The organism is Patescibacteria group bacterium (assembly GCA_041651355.1).
Lineage (GTDB): Bacteria > Patescibacteriota > Patescibacteriia > Patescibacteriales > UBA12465 > JAPLVX01.
The window spans coordinates 238,647-251,363 of the sequence record JBAZJK010000001.1 but is presented as its reverse complement, the minus strand read 5'-3'; the positions used below and the strand labels follow the sequence as shown (position 1 = coordinate 251,363).

At 43.6% G+C, this 12,717-nt stretch carries 14 protein-coding genes; 6 read left to right on the top strand and 8 right to left on the bottom strand.

Translation table 11 applies throughout. The features are described 5' to 3' along the window. The first annotated feature begins 16 nt into the window (after positions 1-16). The 3 genes from rplK (at position 17) to WC441_01215 (ending at position 1,939) form a co-directional block, all read left to right on the top strand. Positions 17-439: a 50S ribosomal protein L11 gene (rplK, locus tag WC441_01225; protein ID MFA5163131.1), complete on the top strand. Its 423-nt coding sequence runs from the start codon at positions 17-19 to the stop codon at positions 437-439. A gap of 49 nt (positions 440-488) precedes the next feature. Further along, entirely contained in the window at positions 489-1,214 is a 726-nt protein-coding gene (gene rplA, locus WC441_01220) for a 50S ribosomal protein L1 (protein MFA5163130.1), read from the top strand. Positions 1,215-1,339: 125 nt separating this feature from the next. Continuing rightward, positions 1,340-1,939 (top strand): hypothetical protein, encoded by a 600-nt coding sequence (locus tag WC441_01215; GenBank protein MFA5163129.1) that lies wholly within the window; start codon positions 1,340-1,342, stop codon positions 1,937-1,939. A 28-nt stretch (positions 1,940-1,967) separates the two neighbouring features. On the opposite strand, the gene WC441_01210 is transcribed toward WC441_01215, so the two are convergent. Then, entirely contained in the window at positions 1,968-2,870 is a 903-nt protein-coding gene (locus WC441_01210) for a hypothetical protein (protein MFA5163128.1), read from the bottom strand. A 315-nt stretch (positions 2,871-3,185) separates the two neighbouring features. On the opposite strand from WC441_01210, the gene WC441_01205 reads away from it, so the two are divergent. Then, the gene (locus WC441_01205) at positions 3,186-3,443 is read left to right on the top strand and encodes a hypothetical protein (GenBank protein MFA5163127.1); all 258 of its coding nucleotides are present in this window, start codon (positions 3,186-3,188) and stop codon (positions 3,441-3,443) included. A 55-nt stretch (positions 3,444-3,498) separates the two neighbouring features. On the opposite strand, the gene WC441_01200 is transcribed toward WC441_01205, so the two are convergent. Further along, positions 3,499-3,933: an iron-sulfur cluster assembly scaffold protein gene (locus tag WC441_01200; GenBank protein MFA5163126.1), complete on the bottom strand. Its 435-nt coding sequence runs from the start codon at positions 3,931-3,933 to the stop codon at positions 3,499-3,501. A 236-nt stretch (positions 3,934-4,169) separates the two neighbouring features. Next, positions 4,170-5,321, bottom strand: a complete 1,152-nt coding sequence (locus tag WC441_01195) for a cysteine desulfurase family protein (protein ID MFA5163125.1) — start codon at positions 5,319-5,321, stop codon at positions 4,170-4,172. Between the two features lie 158 nt (positions 5,322-5,479). Between WC441_01195 and WC441_01190 the strand changes: the two genes are divergently transcribed. Further along, on the top strand, positions 5,480-5,662 hold the full coding sequence (locus WC441_01190) for a hypothetical protein (GenBank protein ID MFA5163124.1): 183 nt from the start codon (positions 5,480-5,482) through the stop codon (positions 5,660-5,662). A gap of 49 nt (positions 5,663-5,711) precedes the next feature. Here the strand turns inward: WC441_01190 and WC441_01185 are convergent, their stop codons facing one another. The 4 genes from WC441_01185 to murB are packed head-to-tail and all read right to left on the bottom strand — an operon-like array spanning position 5,712 to position 9,236. After that, positions 5,712-6,419 (bottom strand): peptidylprolyl isomerase, encoded by a 708-nt coding sequence (locus WC441_01185; protein ID MFA5163123.1) that lies wholly within the window; start codon positions 6,417-6,419, stop codon positions 5,712-5,714. A 13-nt stretch (positions 6,420-6,432) separates the two neighbouring features. Then, entirely contained in the window at positions 6,433-7,893 is a 1,461-nt protein-coding gene (locus WC441_01180) for an HD domain-containing protein (protein ID MFA5163122.1), read from the bottom strand. Between the two features lie 52 nt (positions 7,894-7,945). Beyond that, positions 7,946-8,212, bottom strand: a complete 267-nt coding sequence (locus tag WC441_01175) for a hypothetical protein (GenBank protein MFA5163121.1) — start codon at positions 8,210-8,212, stop codon at positions 7,946-7,948. A gap of 19 nt (positions 8,213-8,231) precedes the next feature. After that, positions 8,232-9,236 (bottom strand): UDP-N-acetylmuramate dehydrogenase, encoded by a 1,005-nt coding sequence (murB, locus tag WC441_01170; GenBank protein ID MFA5163120.1) that lies wholly within the window; start codon positions 9,234-9,236, stop codon positions 8,232-8,234. A gap of 163 nt (positions 9,237-9,399) precedes the next feature. Here murB and WC441_01165 point away from each other — a divergent pair, with 163 nt between their 5' ends. Next, positions 9,400-10,770 carry a hypothetical protein gene (locus WC441_01165; protein MFA5163119.1) on the top strand — a complete coding sequence of 457 codons (1,371 nt, stop codon included), beginning with the start codon at positions 9,400-9,402 and terminating at the stop codon, positions 10,768-10,770. Between the two features lie 74 nt (positions 10,771-10,844). Here WC441_01165 and WC441_01160 read toward each other — a convergent pair whose 3' ends face one another. Beyond that, a complete protein-coding gene (locus WC441_01160) occupies positions 10,845-12,614 on the bottom strand; it encodes an ABC transporter ATP-binding protein (protein ID MFA5163118.1) in 1,770 nt (589 codons plus the stop codon). Positions 12,615-12,717: the final 103 nt, after the last annotated feature.

Here is a 12,717-nt window from a genome sequence, read left to right as displayed (position 1 = left end):
TCGTCCGGGAAACTATATGGCTAAAAAAATAAAAACTAAAATAAAACTACAAATCAGCGGTGGCCAGGCTAACCCGGCGCCACCAGTCGGCCCGGCTTTAGGCCAACATGGCTTAAACATCGCCGAATTCTGCAAACAGTTCAATGATCGGACCAAAGACAAGATGGGCGAAGTCGTCCCGGTGGAAATCACCGTCTACGAAGATCGCAGCTATGACTTCATCCTTAAAACTGCTCCGGCTTCTGAACTAATCAAAAAAATGGCTAAGATCTCTAAGGGCTCGGGCAAACCCCTGACCGATAAGGTCGGTTCCATCACCCAGGACCAACTCAAAGAGATCGCCCAGATCAAAATGTCTGATCTAAACGCCAGGGATATCGAAGCGGCTATGAAAATCATTGCCGGCACCGCCCGCCAAATGGGGGTAGAAATAAAATAATTATAATTAAAGTGGGAGTCTAAAAGACGTTCGACCACTAAACAAACATATGGAAAAGAAAACAAGCAAAAAAACTAAGGAGCTAAAAAAAGTCAAAACTGTTAAGACTAAGACTGATTTCAGCGCCATCTACGACCGCCGCAATAGCTACTCGATCAGCGAGGCCTTAGAAATCATCAAGAAGATCAGCCGTAGCAAATTCGACGCCTCAGTAGAAGTCCATGTCCGCTTAGGCATCAACCCCAAGAAAGGCGACCAGCAAGTCCGTGGCGCCGTGAGCCTGCCACATGGTACTGGCAAAAGCGTCAAGGTAGCGGCTTTCGTCTCAGCGGAAAACGAAAAAGCAGTTAAAGCTGCCGGCGCCGATTATGTCGGCGGCGATGAACTGATCGCTGAAATCAAAAAGAGCGAAAAAACCGACTTCCAGGTAGCCGTCGCTGAACCAGCGATGATGAAAAACCTAGCCGTCATCGCTAAGATATTGGGTACCCGCGGCTTAATGCCATCACCTAAGAACGATACCGTCACCACTAATCCGGCTAAGGCGGTCGAAGAGTTAAAAAAGGGTAAGATCAGCTTCAAGAATGATGACACCGGCAACCTGCACGCTGTTATCGGCAAAGTTAGCTTCGATACTAATAAACTAGCCGAGAATTACCAATCCTTGATTGAAACCATCAAGAAATCCAAGCCAGCCAGCGCTAAAGGAACATATCTGAAGAACGTCGCTATCTGTGCTTCTATGAGCCCAGCTGTTAAGGTGGTAGCCGCTTAAACAATAATTTTTACGATACTAATAAAAGCAGAGCCGCAAGGCTCTGTTTTTTATTGACAAAAATAAATTTAAATAATATTATAAGGGATAAAAATTAAAATCGTTCTTTAAACAAAAGATAAAAAATGGAACAAACAGAAGTCCTCTCTAATCGTGATTTAGAAAAATATCTAGATAAATTGATCTCTACCTTCGGCCTTGTATTGAGACGTCCTGATAAAGCTTTAAGGATCCAACATCAACACCGGCTTTATGCTGAATGTATCCAAGAATTAAAAAGGATAATGAATATAGACGCACACATCAAATTAAGGGTATTTCCGGAAAAACTTTGGCCTCACGGAAAAAATTCAGGCCGGATAAATTTTCCCAAAGATCTGCCTTTCATCGCTAGTCCAGAATATAAAAAAGTGATATTTGTGATTGATATCAAGGAAGAGTATCTACGCAACTACCCCCAGTTTATCGTCGTCGCAGTCCATGAACTATCACATCTGCTACTTTTTTCCCTAAAACACGAACTAAGAGAAAGCGAACTGGCGACTGATTTATGTCTTTTTGTTTTTGGTTTCGGACCGGCAATTGCTGAAGCTTACAAAGGACCCGCCCGACTCGGTTATCTTTCGGAACGACAATTTCAACACGCTCTTAAATATGTCGAGACTAAACATCAGGCGACTCAAAAAAAAGAGCCAAAAAGAAAATTCTGGCAGGGATGGTTTTAAACCATCCCTTTTTTATCAAAAGCAAAAATTACTCTTCGCCTGGTTGCTCTAGTTGAGAATAATAACCTCTTTTTTCTTCTGGCAACAGATTACTGATAGCTTGGGCTAGAATATCAGCCCTAGACTTCAATTCTTGATGGACAGCTTTAAAGTCGGCTAGATCCTCAGGACTCACCTCATCACCTTTTTCCCTAGCTGCTAATACCTTCCCTATGATGGAAACATCGAGGGGCGGAAACTTGATTGGCTGGCCGATGTGATAAGTCGCTTCCGAGCGATGGATTAGATTTTTAGCGCTTTCTTTTATTCCTTCTAAATTAACCGAGCCGCCAGAAACTTCTAAGGCCGTAGGCAGGACTGAGGCTCCAGTCTTAGCCGCTAAATAAACCGGGCCAATACTTGCCCTCTTCATTTTACCATCTAAAGCAAAGGGATGGGCAGCGATCCAAGGAGTCTTGCCCTCAGCCATTTTTTCCTCTAACTCATCAAAATTATCTGGATTAAAAACACCAGACTTTCCGACTTTATTTTCCTTATAATCTAAAGGGGTAAAATTGCTACGCCCCGCCAAATTAATCATCAACTTATGCCCCAGATACTTCATTTTTTCTAACAAAACAGATTCGCCAGTAATTTGGATATTGGCTTCTGGACCCAGGGTCCTTAAAGCGGCCGGAACATCCAGATTATGCAAATGGGATGATGAGATGATAAATTTCTCATCTGGATGCTCGGTTCTAAATTTTTTAAAGTCATCAAGGCCGGTAACGGAAAACTGACTACAAAATAAATCGATCGTTTTATCACCATACATCCTTAAATGCCTGGGGGTTTCATGATTTACAACCTTGTCCGGAATGGAAGTTTCTTGTTCGTGTGATTCTTTTTTATCGTCAGTCAAAGGTTTAGGTTTCTCAAAACTTAAAAACATAGACTTAAGCTTAACTTTTTAAAACATTTTTAGAAAAAACGGGAACATGAGTTTATTAATATAATTATATCACACCAAAAACCAAAATCTAATAATATACGCTCGCCTCTTGACATTTAACTTAAAATAGTCTATAGTCAGAAAGTAAGTATTTTATGAGTAAAAAAGCGGCTGGCCAATACTTGCTCCCAATCTGAGAAAGTATTAGCCAGCTGCTTTTAAGAAATTAAAAGTCCAAAGGTCGTCTTACGTTTAATAAAAGTTTATTTATTCTCTGGCCAAAGGCTTAAAGAATAAATAAGTCAGTGTGAAAAAATGAAAAAATTATTTGTAGGCAATCTGCCTTATCAAATCACTGAGGATGAATTAAAGGAAGCTTTCGCTCCTGCCGGCGTCGTCGAATCTGTCTTTATCGTTAAAGATAGAATGACTGGCCGTGCCAAGGGTTTCGGCTTCGTCGAAATGTCCTCTGACGAAGAAGCTGCTAAAGCGGTTAACATGTTCAACAACCAGGAAATCGCTGGTCGCAAAGTCATCGTCAATGAAGCTAGACCGATGGAAAAAAGATTCTAATAAATCAATCTCACATAGTCTACTAAAAAAGATCCGCTCACCGCGGGTCTTTTTGTTATTTTTTCTTTTTAGCTTTAGCCGGACTCTTTTTCTTAACAGCTGCTTTCGGAGCGGCCGCTTGGCGAGCCTCATAATCCGCGATCGCCTTTTTCAAGCCCTCGACCGCCATCACTGAGCAATGGATCTTTTGCTGCGGCAAGCCGCCAAGATCATCCACGATCTCTGCCCATTTGAATTTCTTCGCCTCTTCGACGGTCAGGCCCTTGACCCGTTCCGTCATGATCGAAGCGGTCGCGATATTGGAAGCGCAACCGAAAGACAGGAACTTCACGTCTTTTATCTTGCCTTTTTCCACTTTCAAGAAAAAGGACAGCTGGTCGCCACAGACCATATTCCCCACTTCCCCCTGGCCGTCAGGATTCTTGATAGAACCGATATTCTTGGGATGCCGGAAATGATCGATGGTCTTTTTAGTATAATTTAACGCCATATGTTTAATGCTTATTAGTTTATTAATCTTTTAGATTGATTTTAAGGGGCTCGAGCTATAATAACTGCTTGGGCCAGGAAGGTTCAAGCCTTAAAGTTGACGTTTGAGTCTTTGGAGTTCGATTCTCCACTGGTCCACGATTGACTTTCCTGATAAATATGTTAATATAAAGGCACGTCAACTTTAAGATTACTAATTTCGAGACTCAATAAAAACATCTCCAAACAGAGGTGTTTTTATTTTATCGGACTAAAACTCCGCAAACGTTTAACGGTTTCTTTCAAGCACCTAAGGGTATAATCGATCTCAGCCTTAGTGTTATGCTTACCCAAGGAAAAACGAATGTTGCTGTTAAGATCATTCAGGCTCAAACCAATCGCTTGCAAGACATAGGAAGTCTTAAGGTTATGAGCCGAACAGGCTGAACCAGTAGAAACGCAAATACCTTTTAAGGACAAATCCATTAAGATGGCCTCGCCTTCAATGCCATGGAACATGACGTTAAGGTTATTGGGCGTCCGTGATTTCAAGGCGCCGTTAAGCTTCACATTCGGGATTTCTTTCTTAATTCTCTGCCACAAATAATCACGCATTTTTTCCACTGTCTTTATCGTCTTACCTCTCTCCTTATAAGCCAGATCAAGAGCCTCGCTCAAACCAATAATGCCAGGCAAATTATAGGTGCCAGCCCGCAGGCCGTTCTCTTGCTCGCCGCCGGCAATCAAAGGTTGGATCTTAATTCCCTTCTTGACATAGGCTAAGCCCACGCCCTTAGGCCCGTGGAATTTATGAGCTGACAAGCTAGCCAGATCAAGCCCTAAATTATTTAAATCCAATTCTAACCAAGGAATCGCCTGGACGATATCGCTATGTAGATAAGCGCCCTTTTCATGAACCAAACGAGCAATCTTGGCCAGATCCTGGATAACTCCGATCTCATTATTGACAGCCATCACAGAAACTAAAACCGTGCTTGGCTTGATCATTTTAGCCAAACGTTCAAGATTGACTAAACCCTCATCGGTAACGGGTAAAAAATCTACTTCATAGCCTTGATTTTTTAGGTTCCTAGCGGTTTGATAGACGCAAGGATGTTCAATGGCCGATACGATCAGATGCTTGCCCTTGTCTTGATTGGCAGCCATGACACCTTTAAGGATAAAATTATTAGCCTCGCTGGCTCCGGAAGTGAAAATAATTTCCTTGGCATCTGTTCCTAAAATCCCAGCTACTCGAGAACGAGCCGCTTCCAAGGCTAAATTATTCTTCTGCCCCAAGAAATGTATAGCCGAAGCATTGGCGTAATCCTTCAAAAGATAGGGCCGCATCTTAGCTAAGACCCTAGGATCGAGCGGCGTGGTCGCCGCGTTATCTAAATACACTTTCATAGATTATATTAAACTAGGAACAAAAATTATACTCCTAGGATAAAATTAATTATAGTGAATCATATTATAAAATATTTTATCATTTCTGCCAAGGGTTGACAAAAATCGATTCAAAATGATAACTTCAATAGTTAAACCTGATCTTTAATCCCCATAACATGAGCACTGAAAATAAGATTTCCTGGCTAGCAATAAGCTTTAGCCTCCTGCTGATTCTTCTGGCTTTTAGCGCTTGGAAAAACGGCTTTGTCCTGATCCTTTGCCTGCTTTTTTCCGCCTGGGCTATTATCATGTCGGCTATCAGCCTCGCCTGGCTGAAACATCGCTATTTCTTAAACTAAGCAAAAGGTTCCGATAACGGAACCTTTTTGGCAATCTTGTGGTAATTACTTATTTGATCAGCTCGATCTTCTCGATCTTCACTGCGCTTAAAGGTTTGTCATTATCATCCACCTTGACCGCGGCGATCTTCTTGACTACATCCAGACCTTCGATAACTTCGCCAAAATTAGTATGGGCGCCATCAAGCCAAGGGGTTGCTTCGGCGGTCACGATAAAGAACTGGGAACCATTGGTATTGGGACCGGCGTTAGCCATGGCTAAGGAACCCTCAACCAGCTTATGAGAATTGAATTCATCATCGAATTTATAGCCTGGACCACCGGTGCCGGTGCCGGTCGGATCGCCGCCCTGGATCATGAAATTCTCAATGATGCGATGGAAAATAACGCCGTTATAAAAGCCTTTCTGGGCTAGATTCAAAAAATTATTGACGGTTACAGGCGAATCATCACCGTAGAATTTTACCTTGATCGTGCCTAAGTTAGTGACGATCGCGGCCGAACTGTAGGTGGCGGCTAGATCAGCCTGGCCATCTAAAAATCTTTTTTTAGTCATAGAACTTGTAGCGGCCGCTGGGGTTTCGACCGTTTGCTTAGTATTTGTATTATTTGTTAAAGCATCAGCGCTATTGTTATTCTCATCGTTGATCAGAGGCGAACTTGGCTCTGGCTCCGTCTTATCGATCGTCTGTGAAGTGCAAGCCGACAAGCTTAAAGCTAAAGCGAATAGAAGGCTGAAGACAAGAATTTTTTTCATAGGTTTTATATGATTAAACTTTATAATTCTTTTTTATTTGCCGGTCATCTTGCTGCTGCTTGTCTGAGATAATATCTTTAGCCTGGGCTCTTAGAGCATCTAAGTCTAAATTATTTAGCGCTAGGGCGCGATGGCTAAGATATTCTTGAGTGTTCAAGTTTGGATTTTCTATCACCTCGCTCAGTAGTACGTCTAAAATCGCTCCAATCTTTGGACTAGGCGGTATTTTCAGCTGTTCCATCAAATCCGAACCGTTTATTTTGAGCATCTTGACGGAAACCGGGTCGGATTGGACTTTCTCTAACATGTATTGGAGATGGCGCAACTTATAAGGAACGGCTTTAGGCGTCCCCGAGCCTAAGCGATCAGCGATCCTTAGATCAATCAGGTCTTTGAGATTCTCCCGGCCGACTTTGACGATCAGCCGCCGGACGGAGGCCGCCGTCACTTCTCCGACATTATAATAGAACATGTGGTTCCTGACCAGATTGACAACGCGCTCGCGCTCCAGGGTGCTAAATTTCAGGCGCAGCATGATTCGATCGACCATCTTGGCCCCGAGGTATTCATGATTATAGAAGGTAGCGACGCCTTTAATAATTTTTCTGGTCTTGGGTTTAGCGATATCATGAAAAAGGGCGGCCAGACGCACCGGCCAAGCTGGGCTCGGACAATGCTTGAGAGCCAAGACGTTATGCTTGAAAACCGGATAGATATGATGTCTATCCTGGTTGACTCCGATTCCCTGTTCCAATTCCGGAATAATATATTGCAAGAGCTTGCATTCATGGAGTAAGAGCAGGCCTTCGGCCGGGCGGTCAGAAGAGATTATCTTGATAAATTCATCTCTAATCCTTTCCTTGGAAACGAACTTCAAGCCGCCGGCTAATTTAACGATCGCCCGCTGGGTCTTAGCTTCGAGCTCAAAGCCTAACTGGGCGCTGAAGCGGACGGCTCGGAGCATACGCAAAGCATCTTCTTTAAATCGATCAGCTGGCTCGCCTACAGCCCTAATGATCTTAGCTTTTAAATCCTTTTGTCCACCAAACAGGTCGATCACCACTGGCTTATCACCAGACAGGTCTAGGGCTAAGGCGTTAATGGTAAAGTCACGACGCTCCAGGTCTTTATCTAATTCAGTTTCAAAGCGGACCGTGTCTGGATGACGGCGGTCAGAATAACCTTGTTCACTACGATAGGTGGTTATCTCAATGACATCGACCAACTCTCCCTTGTCTTCCCCCGCTTTAGCTGGGTGGCGCCAAGGCAGCAGGACGGTGCCGAACTCATTTTCATATTTAGCATCCTTAAAAACGGCCAAGATCTGCTCCGGCTTAGCCTTAGTCGTGATATCCCAATCTTTCGGTTCCTTTTGCAAAAGCAAATCACGAACGCAACCGCCCACAATATAGGCCTCATGCTGATGGACTCGTAATTGACGCAAGATATCTAAGATGTGCTTAGGGATATTCATAATTAAAAATAAACCTGACTGGCTGACAGCAGTTAAAATATTAAATCGGGGCTTAATCCTGTTCGCTCATGACCGCGATCTTCACCTCTAGTTCCGGCAGATCCCTTAATTTTTCCTCTAAAGCGAACACTTTTTCGTCCTCACCTTCAACGGCTAAGATAATCAGGCCGGGACAATGGTCCACGCAAGCCTTCTGCACATTCACGCCCAAACGGGACATGATCAAGTGGCCGTTCTCCGTTAAGATGCGATTCATCTCGCTGGAGCTGGCTTGGCGATCGGAAGTAAAGATAGTAATCGTACCTAAGATTCTCTTCATAGATTTATAGCTAAATATTTTAAATAATATTAACTTCGGCTTGGAGATCGAGGCCGAATTTTTTCTTAACGGCCTTTTGGACTCTTTTCATCAAGCCCAACACCTGCTGGGCACTAGCTCCACCCTGGTTGACCAGGACCAAAGCCTGTTTTTCATACATCCGCACCGGCCCGAAGGTCTTCCCTTTAAAACCGGCCTTTTCAATCAGCCAGCCAGCGGGAATCTTGACCCTGCCTTTAAGTCCGGGAAAACTCTTGATATCCGGATATAATTTCACCAACCGGGCAAATTCTTTTTGATCCACGCTCGGATTCTGAAAAAAAGAACCGGCATTAGGCAGGACTGCCGGATTGGGCAGCTTGCTATTTCGTATCTTCTCAATCGCCCTGATTACATCTTTAGCCTGGGGCCGCTTGATTCCCTGAGACTCCAATTCTCCTCTAATCGAGCCATAGTCTAATTTGAACTGCGGCCGACGACTTAATTTCAAAGTGACTGAATAGATGAAATAGCGACCTTTTAATTTCGACTTGAAAATACTGTGACGATAGGCGAAAGCGCAGTCAGCTAAATCAAAGATCTTTTCCTGGCCAGTCTTCAGGTTAATAGCTGTCAAAAAATGAAAAACGTCTTTCAACTCGACGCCGTAAGCACCGATATTCTGCATCGGAGCCGCCCCGACCGTACCGGGAATAAGGAAAAGATTTTCCGCGCCATAGAGTTTAGCCTTCACTGCTTCGTGGACAAGGTGCGACCACATTTCCCCGCTCAACGCTGTCAAATAATTGCTCTTCCGCTTGATTCCTTTGATTTCGTTCTTGATGACTAAAGCTTTAAGGGGTTTAGTGATTAAGACATTAGAGCCGCCGCCCAAGATGAAGATCGGATATTTGTTTTTCTTGGCCCAAAAAATCGCTTCTAGCAAATCTTCTTTAGTCTTCACAATCGCAAAAAAGTCAGCCGCGGGACCGATTTTCAAACTAGTATAAGGCGCTAAAGACACCCTCTTTAAAATCTTCAACATGTTTAAATTATACTGTAAATAAAGGCTTTAAAGCAAGCCAATCCATACTATTGACAAAATTATATAAATATACTAATATGACCTATTATCTAGAAATAGATAATTTCTTTAAAAACAAGGACAAAATAAACCAAATAATAACCCTAAAAAACCCAGTAGACACATGAAAAAACCTGCTTCGAAAGCACCCCCTAGAAGAAACGAGCCTCCAGCCATAAATTTGGTCTTAAACGGAGGTAAGGACGAGCTGCAAGGCGCTACCATACCAATCCAATGGTTCTTCTCCAAAGAGCTGGCGGAATATTCACCCACCCACCTTATTCTGGTGGATAAGACCCGGGACCAATTTTCGTCCCAACACAAGGGGAGGCGCTATTTGGTCCGTGTTGACCAAGCCGCCACGTTCCTCCAGCTCCACCGTTCCGGCCAACACCGCCTCAGCGTCCTGGCTTTCAATGATTATGACCAAGCCGTTTCCCATCTTTTAAAAGATAGCCAAGGCTACAGAGAAGCGATCGATGACCAGCTGATAGAAGTTAAAGATGCCCATCTTGGCGCTTTAGCCGGTACCACAGTGGAATTCACCATCCCGGCCGAATTTTTTGCCAAGGAGCCAAGCAGCTTGCTCGGCAAATTCTTCTTCTGGTATCTCAAATGGCCCAGCCGGAAAGCCAATGATGAATGTAGCATTAAACGCGCCGCCATTTTGGCTCTGCCGAAACTACCATTCTTTATCGCCTGGTGGTTGCTTAAATTCATCGGTTTCATGATCTTCCTGGCCTATATGCTGATCGCCCCGCCGATAGCCCTTTTCATCGGCTACCAGCCAATCTACCTATCTGACTGGTGGGCAAGGATCAAAGACGCTATCCTGTACGCAGACATCGATATAGATATTTGCGCCGGAGAAAGATATCAGCTCTATCATGACTATCATCAAACCGGCTATTACCAAGAAAGCGGAAAACTCTGGTTCTCACCGCTTGATATCACCCTTTTTCTCATCCTAACAGCCCTGCTGAGCTTCCTAACTACCAAAATGTTTATCAGTGGTCTTTATATGATAGGTTTTATGTCCGGCTCGGCGCTCCTTGGTATCTTGATCAACTCCATCTGTACAAGACTCTTGGAAGACTGGAAAAAAAGAAATAATTGGGTGATAATCGTTGTAATCCACCTGGCTATAGCTTGGATTCTATCCTTAATTTTTGTCATCAATAATGGCATGTATGTTGGTCAAAACCGGCCTAGCCACGACCTGATTGCCACCGCTTTAATTATCTTGAGCGTTTTTGCCGCCATTTTAATTAAAATGAGTATCAAAAAAAAGGTGCCAGAAAAAAAACCAGAAGAAGACCAACCCGACCCAGGCCTGACCTATCAAAATTACCTGATGCTTCACTTCACCCAACCTAAAAGCCAGGTCGACTTGAAGCAACTGCCAGAAACCTTTCATAGTAACCAAAGGGTTAGGAATTTCCGCATCAGCTTCTGGACGCTCAAAGCCAAAGTCTGCCGTCCCTATGAACAATAGTTCTTTATAATAAGCGAAATAAAAAAAGCTATCCACTCAGGATAGCTTTTTTCATAATTAATATTAAGCTTTTATCAATCAAGCTCGCCCATCGACTGCAACTTGATCAATTTCTTATAAAGGCCGCCGTCCAAACGTGATAGCTCCAAATGACTGCCCTGCTCTTTTATCTGGCCGTTTTCCAAGACAATGATCTGATCAGCTTTCTTGATCGTACTTAAACGGTGAGCAATGATAATAAGAGTCCTGTCTTTGCGGATCTTTTCGATGGCCGCCTGGATCAAGCGTTCGCTCTGGCTATCCAAATTAGAAGTGGCTTCATCAAAAATCAGGATCCGCGGATTAGCCAGGATGGCTCGGGCGATGCCCAAACGCTGGCGCTGTCCGCCTGACAGCTTAATGCCGCGCTCACCGACTAAAGAATCATAACCTTTATCCAGTTTCAAGATAAACTCCTCGGCATTAGCGATTCGAGCCGCCGCCTGGATTTCTTTAAAGCTGGCACGAGGCTTAGCATAGGCAATATTATCCCGGACGCTCAAATCAAAGATCTCCACCTCTTGGGGCACGATAGCTAGAAATTGGCGCAAACTGAATAGATCATAATCACGAACATCGCGATCATCGATCTTAACCGCACCGCTACTGGGGTCGTAATGGCGATAGATCAGCTTGGCGATCGTAGTCTTGCCGCCGCCTGAGGGTCCGACCAGGGCGGTCACCGCCCCGGCTTTAATATTCAAATTGACTTTTCTAAGGGCCAAGGGGCTGTCAGGCCGATAGGAAAAATCAACCTTTTCAAAATCGATCCGGCCGGCCAGATTCTTAGGACGATAGCCATCAGCCTTGTTCTTAACCGTATTTTCTCTTCCTAAGAGATCGGCAAAACGATTAATGCCTTCGGCGCCCTCCGACAGGCGGTCATAGAAGCGGGAGAGGCGATAGAGGGAAAAATAAGCTTTTTCTGACAGAGTGAAAATAAAAACCAAACTACCTAGGCTTATTTCTTTCTGGATAACTAGATAGATGCCTAAGAATATTATCGCTACCCGTCCCAAATCGATAATCAGATTCCGACCTAAGCCAAATTTGAGCAAACGGAACCACTCCTTCAGTTCCTTGATACGGATACCCATTTTTATCTTGCCGAATTCTTTGATTTCCCTTCTCTCCTGGACGAAGGATTGGACAGCGTTAATATTCATGATCGACTGTCCCATTTTACCTGAAGCTTCTTCATATTCCTTGTGGCGCTGTTTGCGCAAAGGATAGAGGACGGTATTGGAACGATAGGTAATGATGATAAACAGGGGGACGAAAAAGATGAAAGACAGGGCTAAGCGATAATCCACGAAAATTAGGACGGCTAAGGTCAAGACCAACTGAAGTAAAGTTGGCAGGACTTCCCAAAAAACGTTGCCGATCAGATCGATGATCTTATTGAGCCCCCGCTCGGTCTTAATTATCTTATTACCAGTATTTTCCGTCTCGTGATAACCGAGGCTCAGGTTCATTAGTTTCCCCTGAGCCTGGATCGGCAAATGATATTCGATGTCGATCAAGAGGCGGAAGAGCTGACGATCACGGACATAATAGCTGAAAGAATTAGCTTGTTCGGCGATAAAGAAAATAAGCAGCAGGCTAATCAACTTAGATAATTCAGCCACGGAAAAATTAGTCAAAGCATCAATGATCAGCTTGACGATATAAGGAGAAACCAGACCCAAGATTTCAAAAATAAAGGTCAAAATAAAAACCCGCCCCATCATCCCGTGAAAAGGCTTCATTAGATTCCAGAATTTCGCCGTGAAATCATTTAATTTTAGCTTCGGTTTATCTGACATATCAAGACACTATAGTATACGAACAAAATTATTAAACGTTACAAAAAAAATAAAATAATCAAAAAAGCCAAAAGATGGCCTATTAAAATAAGAAAAACGAGAT

Bases quoted from the DNA above. Each gene is read 5' to 3' on its own strand.
- rplK (MFA5163131.1), top strand. From the start codon at position 17: ATGGCTAAAAAAATAAAAACTAAAATAAAACTACAAATCAGCGGTGGC.
- rplA (MFA5163130.1), top strand. From the start codon at position 489: ATGGAAAAGAAAACAAGCAAAAAAACTAAGGAGCTAAAAAAAGTCAAA.
- WC441_01215 (MFA5163129.1), top strand. From the start codon at position 1,340: ATGGAACAAACAGAAGTCCTCTCTAATCGTGATTTAGAAAAATATCTA.
- WC441_01210 (MFA5163128.1), bottom strand. From the start codon at position 2,870: ATGTTTTTAAGTTTTGAGAAACCTAAACCTTTGACTGACGATAAAAAA.
- WC441_01205 (MFA5163127.1), top strand. From the start codon at position 3,186: ATGAAAAAATTATTTGTAGGCAATCTGCCTTATCAAATCACTGAGGAT.
- WC441_01200 (MFA5163126.1), bottom strand. From the start codon at position 3,933: ATGGCGTTAAATTATACTAAAAAGACCATCGATCATTTCCGGCATCCC.
- WC441_01195 (MFA5163125.1), bottom strand. From the start codon at position 5,321: ATGAAAGTGTATTTAGATAACGCGGCGACCACGCCGCTCGATCCTAGG.
- WC441_01190 (MFA5163124.1), top strand. From the start codon at position 5,480: ATGAGCACTGAAAATAAGATTTCCTGGCTAGCAATAAGCTTTAGCCTC.
- WC441_01185 (MFA5163123.1), bottom strand. From the start codon at position 6,419: ATGAAAAAAATTCTTGTCTTCAGCCTTCTATTCGCTTTAGCTTTAAGC.
- WC441_01180 (MFA5163122.1), bottom strand. From the start codon at position 7,893: ATGAATATCCCTAAGCACATCTTAGATATCTTGCGTCAATTACGAGTC.
- WC441_01175 (MFA5163121.1), bottom strand. From the start codon at position 8,212: ATGAAGAGAATCTTAGGTACGATTACTATCTTTACTTCCGATCGCCAA.
- murB (MFA5163120.1), bottom strand. From the start codon at position 9,236: ATGTTGAAGATTTTAAAGAGGGTGTCTTTAGCGCCTTATACTAGTTTG.
- WC441_01165 (MFA5163119.1), top strand. From the start codon at position 9,400: ATGAAAAAACCTGCTTCGAAAGCACCCCCTAGAAGAAACGAGCCTCCA.
- WC441_01160 (MFA5163118.1), bottom strand. From the start codon at position 12,614: ATGTCAGATAAACCGAAGCTAAAATTAAATGATTTCACGGCGAAATTC.